Raw genomic sequence first — 19,990 nt, forward strand, 5'->3', positions numbered from 1 at the left:
CTGTGAATTAAAAGCCTACTCTTTATAAGGACTTAGTTTAATAAGTTGGTAACTTTTGGTTATAAGTGTTGTAAAATAGCGAAACTTTTTTATTGCTCGGGGCGTTACCATATTATACGCTCCGAGATACGTGGTTTCCTTTTACCTAATAAAGGATACGAATGTTAATGAGTGGTCCGGTGACTGAAGTACGTAAATCAGCGGTGCAGTATATTGCACGACAGGCCATTTTGCGGCCAGATCAAGAAGTCTTTGCCTATGAGTTGCTTTACAGAGACTCAGACAACAATGCTTTCCCAGTAGGGGTGAGCGATGGGCAAGCGACTGGGCGAATGTTTTTTAATTCCCTAATGTTTATCGGTGTAGACCGTTTGGCTGCGGGACAGCTTGCCTTTATCAACCTATCCGACGAATCCTTGCTGCAAGAATTACCTAGCTTATTAGCGCCACAAAAGATTGTGGTGGAAATCGTTGAGCGTTCTAAAAATATTCCTTCACTGGTGAATACAGTGACTAAGTTAACAGAGAAAGGCTACCGGTTTGCGCTAGATGACTACGACGGCACGTCAAAGTGGGATCCGCTGTTACCACTCATGGAGTTCGTCAAAATTGAGGTTGAGCAGCCAATTATAAAAACCAATATGACGGTAAAAAAGCTCAAGCGTCAGTATCCCGATATTAAGGTTATTGTTGAGCGTATCGAAACAAAAGAAGAGTTCGAGATCATCAAATCCTCTGGAGCTGATTTTTTCCAAGGTTTCTTTTTCGCCAAGCCTGAAATGCTCAACCATGGCAACGTGGAACCATCGAAAATGGTGGTCTTTCAGCTGCTACAAGCAACAGCCAGAAAGTCTTTATGCTTTAAAGAAATACAAACTAGAGTAAGCAAAGATCTGAGTTTAACCGCACGATTGCTAAAACTGGCGAACGCGAAAGCCGGTGAAGACAGATTAGAAATCAAGTCTATTTCTCAGGCCGTTGTGTATTTAGGTGAAGACGCAATTAGGCAGTTTGTTAAAGTACTCGCGTTGAGCGAATTGGGTTCAGATAAGCCCAGTGAGCTGACAAGAATGGGGTTAACCCGTGCTAAGTTTGTGGAAACATTCTTGATGCCTGGGGGCGAAGAAATGGCAGAAACCGGCTATTTACTTGGTCTCATGTCTATCCTAGATGTGATCCTTGATGTTGATCTTTCTGTGATTGCTGCGGAATTTTCTCTCGATGATTCACTTTCCAGCGCGTTACTGAGTTATCAAGGATTGCTTGGTGGAGCACTACGTTTAGCATTCGAAATTGAGCGCAATGACTGGCGCGAGGCTGAGCTTATTTTACAAGCTATTCGACCAGCAACACCTACCAATTATCTCTATGATATGGCGCTTTCTAGTCGAGCCTACGCAGATGAAATCCTCTCTATTGTGGCAGGTGATGAACAGTAGTTCTCACCTGACAATATGAAAAGGTAAGTAATAGGAGTTGCGGATAATTAGCGCCTTTTTAGCTGCCCATCTAAGCGCTAATGCTAGCTATTGGTAATACTTATCTAAAGCTCAGGTTAAATTGAATACCTATTGTTTTTAAATAGTTTTGTTCTTGCTCTAAATCTGCTTGAAACAGTGAATGTGATTCGATCCACTCAGCTGCAATGTGAAGTATCAAGGCGTTATCAACGGCTGTGATGCTTAGCTCTGGGAGTTGGTCTTGCTGGCGTTTTTGGTTCACTAAAACGCTGAGACGAAACACTGCCAAAATACGGTTAAAGTGCGTTAGTTCTTCGTCGATTAACTCTGTTAACTCTGGCATTTTTATTTTTTTTCGATAAAAGCGTACAAGTGCACTTAGCCTTAATTGCTGGGCTTGAGTAAAGCCCGGAAGTTGACTATACCTGACAATATATGCACCGTGTTTATGCATGCCGGAAGAGTTAATGGCAAGCCCAACTTCGTGGAGTTTTGCTGCCCAACATAACATTTCGGCATCATAAGAGGATAGTTGCCATTGCGCTTTTAGTTGAGTGGTAAAAAGCTTGATGGTTTCACAAATATTGTCGGCGTGTTGCTTATCAATATTATAGTGATCACTGAACGTGTTAATTGTGCGGGTACGAATATCAAACTCGTCGGTTTGATGCATTTCAAACAATAAGCCTTCTCGCAAAGCATATTCACTAAGGCGCATACTCTCGATCCTTAACTGTCTAAACAGTGCTATCAATACAGCAAGGCCGCCAGCTATACTGGTTTTTCGCTCTTCAGGGAGTGATTTTAAGGAGACGTTGTCTATGTTCCCGGCATCAATAAATAACTGCTTAATTTGCTCCAAAATAGGCAGGGTAATTTCATCGGCTTGGGTAAGTTCGTGAACCATGGCCGCAATCGCCTTAATAGTACCAGAAGTACCGATAACGCTATTCCAGCCGAGTCTTAAGTAGCTCGCGGTAATACTCTCAATTTGTTGCTCTGCTTTTATTTCTGCTTTTTTAAATCGCTTTGCAGATAGCTTACCATCAGCAAAGTAGGCTTTTTGCATGGTCACGCAGCCTACATTGCGACTACTTAACAGTTTGTGTGTTAGATGCTGACCAATAACCAACTCTGTGCTGCCACCACCGATGTCGATAACCAAACGGTTATGACTATCATGTTCATGGTTGGCGACCCCTTGGTAAATAAGCCGAGCTTCTTCTTGACCTGAAATCACATTGATTGGGTATGGAAAAACTTGTTTTGCCTTAGCGAGAAAATAATTAAGGTTTTTGCAATTTCGTAATGTATAGGTTGCCACTACTTGCACGGACTCTTTCGGAAAATCATGTAGTGTCGTCGCAAATTGTGAGAGTGTATCTAATGCTCGGGCTATTGCGTCGTCACTTAAATTGAAATCATCATCAAGGCCTGCGGCCAAGTATACACGTTGTTTTTCTTTATGGAGGAGTTGAAGGCGACCATCTACTTCTCTTGCTACAACAAGGTGAAAACTATTTGAACCTAAGTCCACTGCGGCAATAGAAGGGTAGTCGCGCATATATTCTTCCTCAACGGTTATTCTTTCGCTTCATTTAATTGGTGTAACTCCCATTTTTTTAAATGGTCATAAATCGCGATCTGAGAGCGAATTTTTTTACGGTTACCTCGGCGAACGTACAGATTCTTCTGTTCGGCGTCAATAACTCTGGCTTTGGTGCGATCTTTAAACTGCAGTTCAATAATATCGATAATTAGTTTCTTCAAATGCTCGGCATAAATAGGTGTGCCGACTTCAACACGGTGGTCAAGGTTACGGGTCATCCAGTCCGCTGAAGAAATATAGACCTTAGGGTTGCCGTTATTATCGAAAATCATCACTCGCGGGTGTTCTAAGAAACGATCGACGATACTAATGATTTTTATATTATCGCTAAACTGTGCAAGGCCCGGTACAAGGGCACACATACCTCGCACAATGAGGCGGATCTTGACGCCTTTACGCGATGCTTCGTAAAGCTTATCAACGAGCTGTTTATCAACTAAGTTATTGATCTTAATTGTTACCTTTCCTGTTCTCCCTTGCTCTGCATGAGTTATCTCTTCATCGATCAACTCTACAATTCTACTGCGTGCATTGATGGGGGAAATCATCAGGTGTTCGAATTTAAACGGCAGATAACTACTCTCAATAAAGCGAAACACGCTATCGCATTCTTCCGTAATATCGGGGTGTTTGGTAAATAGACTGAAATCAGTATAAATCCGAGCAGTTTTTTCGTGGAAGTTACCCGTACCTATGTGTGCATATTTGACGATTTTGCCTTTTTCTCTACGGTGAACCACACAAAGTTTACTATGGACCTTAAGCGCCGGTATGCCAATCATGACCTTAATACCGTATTCACTCATGAGTTTTGCCCATTCAATATTATTTTGCTCATCGAAGCGGGCTTTTAATTCAACCATCACGGTGACTTTTTTGCCATTCTTTGCCGCATTGATCAATGAAGCGATCAATCGAGATTGCTTTGCCACGCGATAAATGTTGACCTTTATTTGTGTCACTCTGGGGTCAAACGCCGCTTGGCGGATATATTCCAGCATGTGATTAAAGGTGTGATAGGGGTAATATAGCAAGATATCTTGAACTGAAATCGCGCGAAAGACGCTGCTATATTTTGAAAAGGCTGCACTTTTTAGCGGCGGCAATGGCTTGTTTTCTAGATAGCCGCGGCCAACATTTGGAAAAGAAATAAAATCTCTGAAATTGCGATATCTACCACCTGGGATCATGGCATCTTGACCTGTCACCCCTAAGCGCTTTTTCATCAGCTTGAGCATTTCTTCAGGCATAGATTCTTCGTAGACTAAACGTACAGGCTCGGCATATAAACGCTGTTTCAGGCCTTTAGACATGGTATCTAACACGCCTTCTTCTAGCTCATCATCTAAGTTGTACTCAGCGTCTCGAGTGAGCTTCATCGAATAGGCTTCAATGCGCTCAAACTTGAAAAAACTTTTAAACACATCGGCAATAAAAAATCGAATAACGTCATCAAGCAACACAATCGTTTTATGCCTTCGGGTTTTTTCTGGTGGCAGCTGGACAAAACGGTTCAGACGGTCAGTCGGGACTTCCAAAAAGGCGTGATGCTGTTTTTCTCCATTTAACTCCACAAATAGGTGGGTCATGGTGTCATTGATGTTGTCCGAATAGTCCTTACTTTCGTTAATCATCATTGGTAATAGGTGAGGTAGCACTTGGTCTTTAAAGTAGTTAGCCAACCAATTCTTGTGGAAGTCAGACAGCGCATCAGGTTGCTTAATATGGATATGATGCTCATTTAAATCGATGAGGATCTGATCATAAATAACACTAAACTTCTTACCCAGTTCCAATACTTTCTTTTGAATGTCGGCGAGTAGCACTTCATCTTCATCGAAATTGGTATCAGGCAGATTATTTAATAAGATACGGCGCTTTACATCTGCAACACGAACTTGGAAAAACTCGTCTAAATTATTGGAAAATATACCAAGAAAGCGGATCCGCTCGATGATCGGGTTGGTTGGGTCTTTGGCTTCTTGTAAAACGCGTTCGTTAAAAGAAAGCCAGCTTAATTCTTTGGCAAAGTACGTGATAGTTTTATGCTCTGGAGATACGGCCTGCATGGTTCTTTCCATAGGTACAGCTTATTTTTACAGCTTAAGCAGGGTGTGTGACATAATTATGACAAACACAACGCGCCTGTCGTGTTTGTCATTCAACTATCATGAGTATAGTGTAGGTTTTAGCTTTCTTCTATGTCCACGATCAAATCACTGGTGATTGACTCGAGTGCTTCAATTACGTTTTCTTTGACCGTGCCAGCAGGTAAAGTCACGGTTGCGAAAGCGCTGAAAATAGGTAGTCCCCAGTTTGGAGCACTACGTTGTTTTGAAGTTAGGTGCGTGATGTTTGCACCTTTGTGGCGAATAACCGTAGCAAGTTCTTGCACAATTCCCGGTCTATCGTTGCCTGTAATGATTAAGTTTAATGTGTCTGGCTCTTCTTGGGCTGGCAAGTTTTCGCCTGATTCAACTCTCACGTCTAAACCCGGCAATTTATGCAATGCATCTTGTATTTCTTGCAAATGTTCTTCAGCAACCTCAACCTGCACTATGCCTGCGAATTGTCCAGCAAGGTGGCTTAAATTACTGGTTAACCAATTGCCATGGTGGGAAAGAATAGTGGAAGAGATTTCCTCAACGAGACCCGGTCGGTCCTTACCTATAAGTGTTAATATTAACTGCTTCATATCATGTCTCTTTTTTTGTGGCACCCGTAGGCGAAAAAACGAATTCGGCGCATGATTTAGACTAGTCTAAAAACTTACTTTGTCCAGTGCTCAGAAACACTTAATGTAAAGAAATGCAACGAAATTTATGTATTTACTCTAGGCTAACAATCAGATCGTTTTTTGAGCCGATTAGTTCCATTATTCTTATAATGAATTTGAGGGTAAATGCCAATTGAAGAAAGTTCAATTGTGTCTCAGGTGTAACACAACTGTCATCTTGATGAAATATAATGCCCCCAATTTTTAAACCAAAGGGTATATTGATGACTTCAAATCCGCAAAAGCCATCCTTTAAAACGGATAGAAGCCGTCTCTTTAAAGACAGGTTTGCACAATTTGGCATTACTTCTGGTGGAGTAATGGTATTAGTCGCACTTTTACTTATCTTCTTCTATTTACTATATGTCGTTCAACCAATCTTTGAATCAGCAAAGGTTGAAAAGCGTATGGATATTCAGCTTACACAAGACAAAACATATTTAGGTGTAGGGGTAGAAGAACAAACGGAAATTGCGTACTTACTCGGCAGCAGAGGTTCGGTAGATTATTACCAGATCAAAGGTGAAAGCGCCGGTAAATTACTAGATACATTGGATGTTGAACTTGACGGTAATGTCACAGCATTTGCAGAAAGTGCGCCTTTCTTAGGGCAATATGCATTTGGTCTGGATAACGGTCAGGTACAACTCGTGAAGCCGATGTTTACGGTAAGCTTTCCGGGAAATCAACGTGTTTTAACCCCTCGCTTAAGTTATCCACTTAATGCGAAGCAACTGATTGTTGATGAACAAGGGCAAGCAATTCGTAAATTCGCCTTTAGTCACTTCGAAGACAAAACCGCCGTTGTTGCACAGACTGCGGATAAACGTGTGATTTTTGCCTCCTTTGTTGCAGAAGAAAACATGTTTACTGGAGAGGTTGAGTGGGCAGTTGAGCGTACCGAGCTAGATATTGATGGTCGTGTTGATGAGTTACTTATTTCTCCAGACACATCGCGCACATTTGTTCGCTCTGCAAATCAGGTTTACGTCTTTGATTCTCGCTATGCTTCTGAAGTTGAGTTATTCCAATTGCTTGCTGCAAACGAAGAAAATGCCAACTTGGTCGATATGAATCTGCTAGCGGGCGCCAACTCATTAATGCTTGCTAACGACAACGGTGAGGTTTCACAGTGGTTTGAAGTCAATACCGATGAAGGACGCCAGTTTGCTAAAATCCGCTCTTTTGAGACGCCAAAGAGTAAACAGGTCAAACTATTTAGTGAATATTATCGTCGTACTTTCTTCACGACCAATGAAAATGGTCAATTAGGTCTATATTACACCACCAGTGAAGCGCACTTATGGCAAGGTAAAATCACAGATAAAGCTGTACAAAAGTTTGCGGTAGCACCACGTGCTAATGCGGCTTTGTTACTCGCCGATGATACGTTAACGGTAGTAGAGCTACACAATGAGCACCCTGAAGTAACTTGGTCTGCTTTGTGGCAAGAAGTATGGTACGAAGGGTATCCAGAGCCTGCTTATACTTGGCAGTCAACCTCTGCGAGCGATGACTTTGAATCGAAATTCTCATTAGTGCCTATCTCCTTCGGTACTATTAAAGCAGCGCTTTATGCCATGTTGTTTGCTGTTCCTATTGCATTAGCGTCAGCAATTTACACTGCCTATTTTATGTCGAGTGAATTACGCCGCGTGGTGAAGCCAACGGTCGAGATAATGGAAGCACTACCAACGGTTATCTTGGGCTTCTTGGCGGGTCTTTGGCTAGCGCCTTTAATTGAAACGCATCTACCCGCCGTGGTTGCTTTATTGGTGTTATTGCCAATCGCGATGATAGCAACGGCATTTGGCTGGACTAAGCTACCTGCAAAAGTGAGACACGTTGTGCCTGAAGGCTGGCATTCAATCTTACTGATCCCTGTTGTACTCATTGTAGGCTGGATTTCATTCGCCATGAGCGCTGGTATTGAGTCTTGGTTGTTTGGCGGTAATGTGCGTCAGTATCTAACCAATGAGTTAGGTCTAACATTCGACCAGCGTAACTCGCTAGTGGTGGGTATCGCGATGGGCTTTGCGGTTATTCCTACAATCTTCTCTATTGCAGAAGATGCGGTATTTAGCGTACCTAAGCATCTTTCTAATGGCTCATTAGCACTCGGTGCCACGCAGTGGCAGACTTTGGTTCGTGTAGTATTACTAACAGCAAGTCCAGGTATCTTCTCTGCGGTAATGATGGGTCTTGGCCGCGCCGTAGGGGAAACCATGATTGTATTAATGGCAACTGGTAACACGCCAATCATGGACTGGAGTATCTTCCAGGGTATGCGTACGCTTGCTGCAAACATTGCGGTGGAAATGCCGGAGTCTGAAGTTGGCAGCTCTCACTATCGCATCCTGTTCCTAGCTGCCTTTGTATTGTTTATTTTTACTTTTGTATTTAACACCGTTGCTGAGTTTGTTCGTCAGCAGCTGCGTGAAAAGTACAGCTCAATGTAATTGGAGTGACATGACATGGTAAAACAGTGGTTTAAGTCAGGTTCTCCGTGGATCTGGATGACAGGTGGCGCGGTCAGTATTAGTTTGATTTCAGTAATTGGACTACTTGCGATGATCGCGTGGAAAGGACTGAGCTTCTTTTGGCCGTCTCAAGTTGTTGAGATGCATCTTGACGGTTCAGTGGCTAAGCAGACCGTTATTGGTGAAATATACGACCGCGAGATGGTACCAAAATCTCGCCTTGAAGCGGCTGGGTTCGATCTTTCAGGTTACAACAGCGAACAAATCGAGCGTTTGCTCGTTAAAACGGGTAACCGTGAATATGTAGAACTTGATTTCCGTTGGGTATTATCAACGGATATCAAAAGCCAGTCTACGCCAGCGGAATTAGCGGTATTTGAGCGTAGTAAAAATGGTAATTTCTATGGCTATGTTGCCCGCGTTTTAGAAGACGGTAAAGTAGTCACTGAGCAGCCGATTGAAAGGCTACATGAGCTTGTTGAACGCGCCGTTGACCTTAATGACGAAGCGCTTGATCTACAAAATAGCGAAATCGGGCACATTAATTATGAGCTTGAACGTCTACGTTTAAAAGAAAAGTCGTATCAGCTTGATAATGACCTGACAGAGGAAAAGTTAGCAGAGTTAAATGCACGCCGTGCTGAGTTACGCGAAGATTACAAAGTCTTCGAAAAGCGTTTATTTGAGCTAAGAAAACAGGCCAAGCGTGACCAAGTTGTGGTGCGTGATATGCGTGGTGAAGAGGTGACTTTACCTCTGTATCAAGTGTTGGACGTTTGGTTTCCAAATGACATGGGCTTTTTTGCCAAGGTGGGTCACTACCTAGTGCAAATCAGCAAGTTTGTGAGTGATGACCCACGTGAAGCAAACACCGAAGGTGGGGTATTTCCTGCAATCTTTGGTACGGTATTTATGGTTATGCTGATGGCGGTGATCGTGACACCATTCGGCGTTATTGCCGCGATTTATCTTCATGAGTATGCAGCAAAGAATGCTGTGACCAAGATGATCCGCATCGCGGTGATCAACCTAGCAGGTGTTCCATCCATTGTATATGGGGTGTTTGGTTTAGGATTCTTCGTTTATATGTTAGGTGGGTCAATTGACGAACTTTTCTACCCTGAGGCTGCGCCAAGTCCTGTATTTGGTACACCAGGTGTGATTTGGTCTGCACTTACACTTGCTATCCTTACTTTGCCTGTGGTTATTGTATCCACGGAAGAAGGTCTGTCTCGGATCCCAAGCTCAGTGCGTCATGGTTCACTTGCGCTTGGTGCGACTCAAGCAGAAACCCTATGGCGGATCATTGTTCCAATGGCAAGCCCGGCAATTATGACGGGTCTTATTCTTGCTGTTGCTCGTGCCGCGGGCGAGGTGGCCCCTCTGATGCTGGTTGGTGTAGTAAAAATGGCACCAACCCTACCGCTAGACGGAAACTTCCCCTATATTCACTTGGATCGTAAGTTTATGCACTTAGGATTCCATATTTATGATGTTGGCTTCCAAAGCCCGAATGTTGAAGCTGCTAGACCTTTGGTTTATGCAACCGCGTTCCTACTGGTTACAGTGATTATTGCACTGAATATCACCGCAATTGGTATTCGTAACCACTTACGCGAAAAATTCAGATCGTTAGAGCATTAATAGTAAAGATTTTTAATAGGTAAAAACATGATTACAGTAGCGCCAGAAGTCAATCAAGCAAACGGCAATAACAAGCTTGATTTAGCAAACTTAAGTCCAGAACTCACCGCACTAGAGATCAAAAACCTAGATCTTTACTATGGTGATAAACAAGCCCTTAGCAACGTCAATATGTTGATCCCAAAAGGGCAGGTAACCGCGTTTATCGGCCCATCAGGTTGTGGTAAGTCAACATTACTGCGTTGTATTAACCGCATGAACGACCTTGTTGATAGCTGTCGTATTGAAGGAGAAATCAACCTTCAAGGACAGAACATTTATGACAAGAGCGTAGATGTTGCGGCACTGCGCCGTAACGTAGGCATGGTATTCCAAAGACCAAACCCTTTCCCTAAATCTATTTATGAGAATGTGGTTTATGGTCTACGTCTGCAAGGTATCAAAGATAAGCGTAAGTTAGACGAAGTGGTTGAAAAGTCACTCCGTGGCGCCGCACTTTGGGATGAAGTAAAAGACCGACTTCACGACAGTGCATTTGGTTTATCTGGTGGTCAGCAGCAGCGTTTGGTGATTGCTCGCTCTATCGCGATTGAACCAGAAGTGTTGTTACTTGATGAACCAACATCAGCACTTGATCCAATTTCAACATTGGTTATCGAAGAACTCATTAACGACCTGAAAAACAAGTATACTGTAGTTATCGTTACACATAACATGCAACAAGCTGCGCGTGTATCTGATCAAACTGCGTTTATGTATATGGGTGAGTTAATTGAGTATGCAGATACCAATACCTTATTCACCACGCCGTCTAAGAAGAAAACAGAAGACTATATTACAGGTCGTTACGGTTAAGGCGAGCTTGCGAGGAGAATATAATGGAACACAATATTAATAAGCACATTTCTGGCCGCTTTAATGAAGAGCTAGAAAACGTGAGAAATCACGTACTCAGTATGGGTGGACTGGTAGAGCAGCAATTAAACACTGCGCTTGATGCGGTTAATCACAATGATGCTGAAAAAGCGAAAAAGGTCAGTCAGAACGACTACAAAGTCAATGCGATGGAAGTGAATATTGACGAAGAATGTACACGTATCATCGCCAAAAGGCAGCCTGCAGCCAGTGACTTACGTTTGGTTGTTGCCATCGCTAAAACGATTGCAGATCTTGAACGTATCGGAGACGAAGCGGAGCGTATTGCTAAAGTTGCATTAGATTCGTTTACCAAAGATCAGCAAGATCTATTGGTGAATATTGACAATATGGGTCGCCAAGTGTCGCAAATGCTACATGACGTGCTCGATGCGTTTGCCCGGATGGACGCGCAAAAGGCCTTTGAAGTGCACAAAGCTGATGCCAAAGTGGACCGTGAATACGAAGCAGTAACACGTCAAATTATGACCTATATGATGGAAGACCCGCGTTCTATTCCAAAAATTATGGATTTAATTTGGTCTGTGCGCTCCTTAGAGCGTATTGGCGATCGTTGTCAGAATATTGCGGAATATGTGATTTATTTCGTAAATGGCAAAGATATTCGTCATACATCTCAAGAAGATATCGCAAAAACCTTGTGATGCTTATCAATTAGTTGCGCGCTTTCGGCGCGCAATTTCATAGTAAGTTCATCTAAACTTGCAATAAAACCGTTCACAACAGCGCTCAATGCTGTAAAATTACACTTTGCACATGCATACAAATATGATTTAAGGGTCAGTTATGCCTAGTAACGCGTTTTTAGGAGTATTTGCTAAATCTCCTATTAAGCCAATTGAAGAGCATATAAAAATAGTCCATCAAGCCAGTGCGGCTTTGATCCCATTTTTTAACCATGTCTTCAAAGGGGAGTGGACAGAAGCGGATGCAATTCGCATTGAAATCCGCAACCTAGAGCGTGAAGCAGATGAACTAAAGCGTGAAGTACGCTTACATTTGCCTCGTGGTTTATTCATGCCAGTAGAACGGACTGACTTACTGGAACTTATCACCCACCAAGATAAGATAGCCAACAAAGCGAAAGATATCGCAGGTCGCGTTATCGGTCGTGAAATGGTCATCCCTGAATCCATTCAAAAAGATTTTCTTGCTTACGTCACTCGTTGTGTGGACGCAACTAAACAAGCATCAGAAGCGATTAATGAGTTTGATGAACTGCTTGAGACAGGCTTTAGAGGCCGTGAAGTCACTTTAGTTGAAAAAATGCTAGTTGAGCTTGATGCCATCGAGCAAGATACCGACGATATGCAAATTAAAATTCGTCGAGAGTTACGCGCCGTTGAAAGCGAGCTTAACCCAATTGATGCGATGTTCTTATACAAGATCATCGAATGGGTCGGTGGGCTTGCAGATATCGCAGAGCGCGTTGGTTCACGTCTTGAGCTGATGTTAGCTCGTTAATAAAAATCGATCTTTTAAAATAAAGTAAGGTTTCTTATGGATATCATTGCATCCTACGGCACAGTATTGGTTTTAATTGCCGCAGCAGTTGGTTTCTTTATGGCTTATGGTATTGGCGCAAACGATGTTGCGAATGCTATGGGTACTTCGGTAGGTTCAAAAGCACTTACCATCAAACAAGCAATTATCATTGCTATGATCTTTGAATTCGCTGGCGCTTATCTTGCTGGTGGTGAGGTAACATCAACGATCCGAAAAGGAATTATAGATTCTACTCCTTTCATCGATATTCCTGAACTGATGATACTGGGAATGATCTCTGCACTTTTTGCTGCGGGCAGCTGGTTATTGATGGCCTCAATGTTAGGTTGGCCTGTATCTACGACGCACTCAATCATAGGTGCAATCATTGGTTTTGCGCTAGTTGCTGTAGGCAGCGAAGCAATTCAATGGGGTAAAGTTGCAGGCATAGTTGGTAGCTGGATTGTCACCCCAGCCATCTCTGGTTTTATTGCTTATCTCATCTTTATGAGCGCCCAGAAGCTCATATTCGATACCAATAAACCACTAGAAAATGCCAAACGCTTTGTGCCTATTTACATGGGTCTAGCGGGCTTTGTTATGTCTTTGGTTACGATCAAAAAAGGTCTTAAGCATATTGGTATCAAGCTTGGCACATTCGAAGGTTTTGCGCTTGCTATTGGTATCGCTATTATCATTGCTATTATCGGTAAGATTGCGATTTCTAAGCTGAAAATGGACCCCAATGCAGACAAGCAAATGCAGTTCAACAATGTTGAAAAGGTATTCGCTATCCTTATGGTACTAACGGCATGTTGTATGGCGTTCGCGCATGGTTCGAATGACGTTGCTAACGCAATTGGTCCATTAGCTGCAGTAGTAAACATTGTTGAAAACGACGGTGAAATTGCTAAGAAAGCGGCCCTTGCTTGGTGGATCCTACCACTAGGTGGTTTAGGTATTGTTGCGGGTCTTGCGATCCTTGGTAAGAAAGTTATCAAGACTATCGGTGAAGGCATCACGCATCTTACTCCTAGCCGTGGTTTCGCAGCTGAACTTGCTGCTGCTTCAACAGTAGTAATTGCATCAGGCACAGGCCTACCAATCTCTACAACTCAAACCTTAGTTGGTGCGGTATTGGGTGTGGGTATGGCACGTGGTATTGCGGCATTAAACATGGGTGTTATCCGTAACATCGTAGTTTCTTGGGTAATTACATTGCCAGTTGGTGCTGCCCTTGCTATTGTTATATTCTATATTTTGAGATTAGTGTTCGGCGTATAAAAATAAACCGCACTTTTCAAAAAGACAGACTTTTAGCTTGAAAAGATCTCAACACCTTTGGTGTTGGGGTCTTTTTATTTGTGCTGTTGAAAATTAAGAGTAAAGCTTGTGACTAATTTACCTAGTATCAAACAACTACAATACCTGCTTGCGGTGCATCAGCACCAACATTTTGGTCGTGCAGCGGAAGCATGCTTTATTGGTCAATCGACGCTAAGTAGCGCGATACAAAACCTTGAAGAGACATTAGGATGTCAGCTAATTGAACGCGAAAATCGCAGCCTAATGTTTACCGATATTGGTGAGGAAGTGGTTGAACGAGCGCGGAAAATTATCGACGACACCATGAGCGTTAAAGAACTGACGAAAAGCTATAAAAACCCATTATCTGGCAAGTTGACGTTAGGGATCATTCCCACCATTGCGAGTTTTATTGCTGCGCCACTTTATCAGGCGTGCAAAAAGGAGTTTGCAGCGCTTAATTTGGTACTGGTTGAAGATACCAGTGATAACTTATTGGATAAGTTAGAGCATGGTCATATTGATATGGCCATGTTGGCGCTGCCATATAGAACCGATAAGTTCCATACTCAAGTGCTTGCAAAAGATCACTTTAGCTTGGTTCGCCACGCTGAGTACAGCGTACCGGAGCCGATAGAGGACTTTAACCTGTTACCTGAGCAAAGTGTATTTTTACTCGAAAAAGAGCACTGTATGACGGGACATGCTCTTAGCGCTTGCCACTTAAACCGTAGCGCGTGCATTAATCCATTTGAGGCGGCAAACCTACATACTTTATTAAGTATGGTGGAATATAAAAATGGCGTAACGTTTTTACCTCAAATGGCGATCAATGCGGGGATTTTGGAAGGTAAACCTTTAGTGGCTATGCCACCACAAGATCATGCATATCGTGAGATTGGCTTGATTTGGCGTCGTACCACGGGGCGGATCAGAGATTTTAGACTGTTTAGCGACTTTGTTGGTGGCTACATCAGTGGCCAATGTCAGTCGCAGTAGTGATGACGAAAGAAGCACCTTAACGGTGCTTTTTTTTTCAAAAAACTTTCCCGTCTGAACAACTTTTTTTGCGCCCGCTACGATTAACAGTTAGTGAGTATATTGGATGAGTGAACTGCGTGTTTTTTAATAGCGAAAAACAATTAATAAAAAGAGCACTGCAAGGTAATCAAGGGGCATGGTCAAAGCTTTGCGCCCAGCATCATAGCCGTGTGTATAACCAATGTTTGAGGCTGGTTGGTAATCCGCAAGACGCGCTAGATATTGCTCAAGATGTATTTTTAAGTATGTATCGAAATCTGCATACCTTTAATGGCGATGCCAAGTTCTCGACTTGGGTATTTAAAATCACCCATGCAAGGATTGTGGATCACATGCGAAAACATAAGTTTGAATCGATTGAAGGTAAAGAACCTGAGATGCCGCAACACGGACCAGACAGCAAAATAGCGCAACAACAAAGTAATGAAGAGATATATATCGCGCTGAAACAACTACCATTTGAGCAGCGCATTGTCGTGGAGCTAAAGTTTTTCCAGCATTACACCTTTGATGAAATTGCGCTGCAGCTTGAGTTATCAAGTAATACGGTAAAGGCTAGGTTATACAGTGCGTTAGGTAAGATGAAAGGGCAACTAGAGGTGCAAAATCATGGCTAAATTAGCACACTTATTTGAGCAGTGGTTAGATGGTAAAGTGCTTTCTGAGGCAGAGTTGGCTGAACTTCAGGCAGATAGTGAATATCGAGAAATGATGAGTGTTGCCACTACTTGGCAACAACGTGCTGCTAGCTTTGAAGAGCAAGCGCCTCCCTCACAACTCACTTTGCAGCATCAAACTCGCGCTTGGCCAGTGGCTGCCGTTGCAGCTTGGCTGGTTGTCGGGCTTGGTGTATCAGGGCTTTGGCTACAGAACTTAGGCTTACATCAACAGTTGAGTGCTCAACAAACACAACTGGCACAGCAGCAAAGCGCTATGCAGGCCATGCTTGCAAAACTTGATGAGACTAAGCCAATAGATCAAGCTACGCTTGCCAAGTTAGCAACGCAAGTGGTTGAACAAAATCGTAAAGAGCGCAGTTTGGCAATGAATAATCTCGTTGATCTGATCCAAGCACAAAGAGCGCAAGATCAAGCCCTACTTAGGCTGCAATTGAATGAATTGGCAGAGCAAGTAGAGCAAACACCGACACAAAATTTAGCACAGTATCGAGGTAAACCATGAAGTTAATTCCACTTTGTTTTGGCGCTGTCGCAGCCATTGCTACAAGCTTTGCTCAGGCCCAAGTTGTTGATGAAGCGCTAAAGCGTGAGGTTGCTATTTTTGAGCGGGTATTAATGAGTGCACTACAGCATGATACACAAGATCAAGTTCGTAGTGTTTCTGGCTATTATTTAAAAGATCAGGGAGTTGTGTTTGAACTGGCATTAAAACGTCGGCACCGTTTAGAGTGGATCTCTCATATAGACAATCTGGATGATGTGGCTGCTATAGGAGAGTTTGAACTGCCGGAATTTGATATGGACCTCGCGGAGGTCGAGATTTCACAGCCGATAGCTGAAGCTTTTTCTCAAGCTTATTCGGACGCTGCTGAGAAAGTGAGAGCAGGAGCCGAGAAGGTCCGCGAAGCCGTAGAGCAAGAAAGAGAGAATAGAATTCAATTGAGGGAGCTTGAACGTCAAAAAGCGGAGCTGGAGTTTGCTAAAAGGCACGAAAGTGATGATCAAGTAAAAGAATTTACGGAGTCATTGAGAGAAGTTGAGAAGCGCATAGAAAAGCTTTCACTTAAGGATTCGGAATTAAAAGACTTTAAAGATAAGTTGAAAGCGAGCCTTGAGGCTTCTCGGGTCAAACGCGCGAAAGAGAAAGCGGAAAAGCAGCAGGCGCTTGAAAAAATGCTAGTAACCAGCTTAGCCCGAAGCTTATGCGACTATGGTGCGGGTTTAAGAAGTTTACCTAGAAATGAGCATGTAAGTTTTATTTACAGTGAGCTTAGTAATCCAAACAATAAACAGGTATTTGTTTATCCAAAATCCTTGGTGCAGCAATGTGTTAAAGGTGAGAAAACGGCTAAGGAGCTAGCCGAGACAGTAACTAGCTATCGCTTTTAGTTAACCTAAGCTTGGGGTAAAAGTGTTTCTTGAGATTAGGGGCGCAAAGTGATGACACAAAAAACAGCATGATTACATGCTGTTTTATTTATAAAGGAACTTACGCTAGTAAAGGAACTACACTTGCTTGTATTAAGCCTGCTCTATATTTTTTGCAGTAGTTAAATTTGGTAAAAAGAGTAAGTAAACCCAAACCACTAGATTAAAGTAGGGTAGCAAACCAAGCCCTGTGAACAATTTTACCGGATATCCTTTAGTGTTGGCATAGCGGTAACATTGGTAAGCGATGAGCAAGTTTGTAAGTAGTAAAAACAGTGATAATGACAGCATAATTTACCCCTTGAAGTCCATAGCAAGATGTAACTCAATCCTTTGAATGTCTATAAAATTAAGGTGTTACCTTAAAATTTGGTGACATTTTAAACTGGTTTCTTTAATTATAGTGGACTTTGCAAGAAGTAAAAGTAACCTTTAGTATAAAAATGTTACTACGCTGTTTTTAGAGATAAAATAGTTTTTGCACTGCTCGCTAGTTGCTCAATAGGGAGCGGTCTGGAGATAAAGTAACCCTGTCCATAGTCCACACCTATTTCTTTAAGTTGTTGAAATATTTCTTTGTTTTCAACATATTCGGCAACTGAACACTTATCTAATGAGTGACTAATATCGTTTACAGCTTTGACCAGCGCCAGGTCAATTGGGTCGTTGAGCATGTCTCGAACAAAGGAACCATCTATCTTAACATGCTGTGCGGGTAGCTGTTTTAGGTAGCTAAAAGTGCTGAAGCCTGTCCCGAAATCATCAATAGCGAAATGACAGCCAAGATCGTTCAGGTTTTTGATCATCGTCTGGGTTGCGTTAAGATTGTTAATACTGGCAGATTCAGTGATCTCAAAAATAACGCGATTAGCTGAAACTTGATGCTCTTTTAAGCAGGCTTGAATGTGTGGCTGCAGTCGTTCATCTAAAAATGAATGAGCGGATAAGTTAATCGCCACTTGGCTCAGGATCTCGTGTTCCGCCAGTGCTTTAATGGCTGTTCTGATCACGCATTGATCCATCAAAAATGTATCATTAAGTAGCTCTAATGCAGGAATAAACTGATTTGGGTAAATAGTCTCACCGTTGATCTTTAATCTAAGCAGTGCTTCGTAATAGGCTATTTGTTGTTTTTTGAAATCCCAGATCGGTTGATAGTGGAGTTCTATGCTGTCGTTCTGAAGCGCTTGCCTAACACTATGGCCCCATTCTAAACCGGTTTGCAATGTCTGGTTTTGTTCATCTTCTTTGTTATAACAATGAACCAAGTTGCGGCCGAGATTTTTGGCAATATAAAGGGCTATGTCAGCTTGTTTTAAACACTCGCTGGGATCCGCATTTTCATTGGTAATTTGCGTTAATCCGATAGAACAACTGAGAGAGTATGCATTGTCTTCAAAGTGAAATTTATGTTCTTCTATAGCCATGCAGATGCTTTCAGCGCACATATGAGCGTCGAGTAAATTGGTGTGCTTAAGCAGTACAGCAAATTCGTCTCCACCAATACGGAAAGTGAGGTGCTCTTCACCTATTTTGTCGCCAAACAACTCAGATACTTCTTTGAGTACGATATCTCCTTGCTGATGGCCTTTACTGTCGTTGATGATCTTAAAGTGATCTAAGTCGATGTAAATTAGCGCGTGTTCTATCTCTTCTGCAGACTTTACTTCATTGCACAGCTGATTTAATTGCTGGTCAAAATAGTAGCGGTTGTGTAAGCCGGTAAGCGTATCATGCAGTGCTAAGTGTCTGAGTTGTAGTTCAGCTTGCTTGCGCTCGTGAATGTTATCGAGTGTTGCAGTTATTGCGACTGAACTTGAGGTGTTCTTGATAAGTTGCAGGCGACACTCGACCCACACTAGATGTCCAGCTTTATGGCAGAGTTGCAACTCGACTTGCGCATGTTGCCTTACCCCACTTTGAATTTCTCGAATGACTTTGTTGAAAGTTGCAAGTTCGTCTTTGGCAATGTAATTGCTTAGTTGGGTATTGAGGCTCGACTTAATACCAAAGCCCGAGAGGTATTCCCAAGCTGGATTTATAAAGCGGATCGCGCCTTCCAAATCCAATTCGACGACCACAGTTCTGAGGTGCAGTAAGATCCGTTGGTGTGCAGAAAATAAATCTTTATAGCGACTTTCACTGCGACTGAGTTGCTCAACTTTATTCGCAAACTCAGCATAGCTCACCATAAAATCTTCTCGCCGCGCCGCATGGTCGCATACCTTGCTTAAAAACGGCATATCGTATGGCGCTCGAACAAAGTCGGTAACACCTAACAATAATAGTTGTTCGGCATGGTCGGCATCGCGTTTGTCAATAATGGTTACAATGGCTTGGCTTGGACGATGTTTGAGAATACTTTCGACTAAGCTTTCTGCGGAACCTGACAAGTTAGACGTAGTGTCCATTAAAACAATGGCGTAGTGATCTTGTAGAAATAGTGATAAAGCGCTGGCCGCCGAGCTTACATGTGTGCAAACGAAATTGTGCGATAAGTGCTCACATATCTTTTGCGCACGTTGTTGGTTGGGCTCTAACAACAGCAAGTTGAGGCGGCTGCTTTTATCTAAATGCGTTGACAACACATTGGCCAGAATTTGCGGCAACATGTCTTGACGCTCAAATGGCAGCACGGCATCAATACTGTAGCTACGGGCGGTGGTTTCGGCTATTCGTTCACAATAAGTCGGTGGAATAAGCACAATGGGTGTGTTTTTGGGCGTTGCCAGCAGACCTGAGCGGATCATGCGAGAGAATCGCCAACCGTCAATTTTGCCAACATCCAAGCCGGTGATCACTAAATCTACAGCTTGGGTCTTCAGTAAGCTTAGGGCATCTTGAGAGTCGGACTTGGCAATGATAGTAAAGACATCTAATGCACTAAGAGTTTTAGTCAAGGTTTGACGCTCGTGAGCACTGGCGTTAACAATGAGCAACGTTAGTTGTCTAGACACAATAAAAAAACCTCACCAGATACTGCGACACAATCATTGGGCTTGTCTTAAAGTTAGCAAATCGTACTTAACCGCTGATTGATAATAATCAAACAGTGACGCGAACTTTGCTCGGAAATCATAGCCGATAGCGATAAGTTATTGTTTAAACGTAAAGAATAAAGAACGCACTAAACAAAGGTGCACACC

General features: G+C 42.7%; 16 protein-coding genes. 11 read left to right on the forward strand and 5 right to left on the reverse strand.

From position 1 onward, the window contains the following. Positions 1 to 161: 161 nt before the first annotated feature. Positions 162 to 1,439 (forward strand): EAL and HDOD domain-containing protein, encoded by a 1,278-nt coding sequence (locus A587_RS0116245; RefSeq protein WP_010374204.1) that lies wholly within the window; start codon positions 162 to 164, stop codon positions 1,437 to 1,439. Between the two features lie 100 nt (positions 1,440 to 1,539). On the opposite strand, the gene A587_RS0116250 is transcribed toward A587_RS0116245, so the two are convergent. The 3 genes from A587_RS0116250 to A587_RS0116260 all read right to left on the reverse strand — a co-directional run bounded on the left by A587_RS0116250 (position 1,540) and on the right by A587_RS0116260 (position 5,764). Further along, positions 1,540 to 3,024: a Ppx/GppA phosphatase family protein gene (locus A587_RS0116250; protein WP_017218442.1), complete on the reverse strand. Its 1,485-nt coding sequence runs from the start codon at positions 3,022 to 3,024 to the stop codon at positions 1,540 to 1,542. A gap of 17 nt (positions 3,025 to 3,041) precedes the next feature. Beyond that, entirely contained in the window at positions 3,042 to 5,138 is a 2,097-nt protein-coding gene (ppk1, locus tag A587_RS0116255) for a polyphosphate kinase 1 (protein WP_017218443.1), read from the reverse strand. Between the two features lie 119 nt (positions 5,139 to 5,257). Further along, the gene (locus tag A587_RS0116260) at positions 5,258 to 5,764 is read right to left on the reverse strand and encodes a glycine cleavage system protein R (RefSeq protein ID WP_017218444.1); all 507 of its coding nucleotides are present in this window, start codon (positions 5,762 to 5,764) and stop codon (positions 5,258 to 5,260) included. A 305-nt stretch (positions 5,765 to 6,069) separates the two neighbouring features. Here A587_RS0116260 and A587_RS0116265 point away from each other — a divergent pair, with 305 nt between their 5' ends. The 10 genes from A587_RS0116265 to A587_RS0116310 all read left to right on the forward strand — a co-directional run bounded on the left by A587_RS0116265 (position 6,070) and on the right by A587_RS0116310 (position 16,805). Continuing rightward, the gene (locus A587_RS0116265; RefSeq protein ID WP_017218445.1) at positions 6,070 to 8,304 is read left to right on the forward strand and encodes an ABC transporter permease subunit; all 2,235 of its coding nucleotides are present in this window, start codon (positions 6,070 to 6,072) and stop codon (positions 8,302 to 8,304) included. A 15-nt stretch (positions 8,305 to 8,319) separates the two neighbouring features. Beyond that, positions 8,320 to 9,969 carry a phosphate ABC transporter permease PstA gene (gene pstA, locus A587_RS0116270; protein ID WP_017218446.1) on the forward strand — a complete coding sequence of 550 codons (1,650 nt, stop codon included), beginning with the start codon at positions 8,320 to 8,322 and terminating at the stop codon, positions 9,967 to 9,969. 27 nt (positions 9,970 to 9,996) lie between these two features. After that, complete coding sequence (gene pstB, locus A587_RS0116275; protein WP_010607157.1) at positions 9,997 to 10,824, forward strand: phosphate ABC transporter ATP-binding protein PstB; 828 nt, start codon at positions 9,997 to 9,999, stop codon at positions 10,822 to 10,824. 23 nt (positions 10,825 to 10,847) lie between these two features. Continuing rightward, on the forward strand, positions 10,848 to 11,549 hold the full coding sequence (phoU, locus tag A587_RS0116280; RefSeq protein ID WP_010607158.1) for a phosphate signaling complex protein PhoU: 702 nt from the start codon (positions 10,848 to 10,850) through the stop codon (positions 11,547 to 11,549). 142 nt (positions 11,550 to 11,691) lie between these two features. After that, complete coding sequence (locus A587_RS0116285; RefSeq protein ID WP_010607159.1) at positions 11,692 to 12,369, forward strand: TIGR00153 family protein; 678 nt, start codon at positions 11,692 to 11,694, stop codon at positions 12,367 to 12,369. A 36-nt stretch (positions 12,370 to 12,405) separates the two neighbouring features. Continuing rightward, on the forward strand, positions 12,406 to 13,674 hold the full coding sequence (locus A587_RS0116290) for an inorganic phosphate transporter (protein ID WP_017218447.1): 1,269 nt from the start codon (positions 12,406 to 12,408) through the stop codon (positions 13,672 to 13,674). 108 nt (positions 13,675 to 13,782) lie between these two features. Beyond that, positions 13,783 to 14,694 (forward strand): hydrogen peroxide-inducible genes activator, encoded by a 912-nt coding sequence (locus A587_RS0116295; protein ID WP_010374185.1) that lies wholly within the window; start codon positions 13,783 to 13,785, stop codon positions 14,692 to 14,694. A gap of 119 nt (positions 14,695 to 14,813) precedes the next feature. Further along, entirely contained in the window at positions 14,814 to 15,353 is a 540-nt protein-coding gene (locus A587_RS0116300; protein ID WP_010374182.1) for an RNA polymerase sigma factor, read from the forward strand. Next, on the forward strand, positions 15,346 to 15,918 hold the full coding sequence (locus tag A587_RS0116305; RefSeq protein ID WP_017218448.1) for a hypothetical protein: 573 nt from the start codon (positions 15,346 to 15,348) through the stop codon (positions 15,916 to 15,918). Before A587_RS0116300 ends, A587_RS0116305 begins: the two co-directional genes overlap by 8 nt. Continuing rightward, positions 15,915 to 16,805, forward strand: coding sequence for a hypothetical protein (locus tag A587_RS0116310; RefSeq protein WP_017218449.1), 891 nt, complete (start codon positions 15,915 to 15,917; stop codon positions 16,803 to 16,805). The genes A587_RS0116305 and A587_RS0116310 overlap by 4 nt, the downstream gene beginning before the upstream one ends. 132 nt (positions 16,806 to 16,937) lie before the next feature. Here the strand turns inward: A587_RS0116310 and A587_RS0116315 are convergent, their stop codons facing one another. Both A587_RS0116315 and A587_RS0116320 read right to left on the reverse strand, forming a co-directional pair. Then, positions 16,938 to 17,135 (reverse strand): hypothetical protein, encoded by a 198-nt coding sequence (locus A587_RS0116315; protein WP_010374175.1) that lies wholly within the window; start codon positions 17,133 to 17,135, stop codon positions 16,938 to 16,940. Between the two features lie 158 nt (positions 17,136 to 17,293). Next, complete coding sequence (locus A587_RS0116320; protein ID WP_017218450.1) at positions 17,294 to 19,801, reverse strand: two-component system response regulator; 2,508 nt, start codon at positions 19,799 to 19,801, stop codon at positions 17,294 to 17,296. Between the last annotated feature and the right edge of the window lie 189 nt (positions 19,802 to 19,990).

This window comes from Pseudoalteromonas sp. NJ631, from assembly GCF_000276645.1.
Lineage (GTDB): Bacteria > Pseudomonadota > Gammaproteobacteria > Enterobacterales > Alteromonadaceae > Pseudoalteromonas > Pseudoalteromonas piscicida.

What these genes read in the sequence shown, in the direction of transcription:
- pstA (WP_017218446.1), top strand. Translation starts at nt 8,320, where the DNA reads ATGGTAAAACAGTGGTTTAAGTCAGGTTCTCCGTGGATCTGGATGACA.
- A587_RS0116310 (WP_017218449.1), top strand. Translation starts at nt 15,915, where the DNA reads ATGAAGTTAATTCCACTTTGTTTTGGCGCTGTCGCAGCCATTGCTACA.
- A587_RS0116285 (WP_010607159.1), top strand. Translation starts at nt 11,692, where the DNA reads ATGCCTAGTAACGCGTTTTTAGGAGTATTTGCTAAATCTCCTATTAAG.
- A587_RS0116290 (WP_017218447.1), top strand. Translation starts at nt 12,406, where the DNA reads ATGGATATCATTGCATCCTACGGCACAGTATTGGTTTTAATTGCCGCA.
- ppk1 (WP_017218443.1), bottom strand. Translation starts at nt 5,138, where the DNA reads ATGCAGGCCGTATCTCCAGAGCATAAAACTATCACGTACTTTGCCAAA.
- pstB (WP_010607157.1), top strand. Translation starts at nt 9,997, where the DNA reads ATGATTACAGTAGCGCCAGAAGTCAATCAAGCAAACGGCAATAACAAG.
- A587_RS0116265 (WP_017218445.1), top strand. Translation starts at nt 6,070, where the DNA reads ATGACTTCAAATCCGCAAAAGCCATCCTTTAAAACGGATAGAAGCCGT.
- A587_RS0116315 (WP_010374175.1), bottom strand. Translation starts at nt 17,135, where the DNA reads ATGCTGTCATTATCACTGTTTTTACTACTTACAAACTTGCTCATCGCT.
- A587_RS0116305 (WP_017218448.1), top strand. Translation starts at nt 15,346, where the DNA reads ATGGCTAAATTAGCACACTTATTTGAGCAGTGGTTAGATGGTAAAGTG.
- A587_RS0116260 (WP_017218444.1), bottom strand. Translation starts at nt 5,764, where the DNA reads ATGAAGCAGTTAATATTAACACTTATAGGTAAGGACCGACCGGGTCTC.
- A587_RS0116250 (WP_017218442.1), bottom strand. Translation starts at nt 3,024, where the DNA reads ATGCGCGACTACCCTTCTATTGCCGCAGTGGACTTAGGTTCAAATAGT.
- phoU (WP_010607158.1), top strand. Translation starts at nt 10,848, where the DNA reads ATGGAACACAATATTAATAAGCACATTTCTGGCCGCTTTAATGAAGAG.
- A587_RS0116245 (WP_010374204.1), top strand. Translation starts at nt 162, where the DNA reads ATGTTAATGAGTGGTCCGGTGACTGAAGTACGTAAATCAGCGGTGCAG.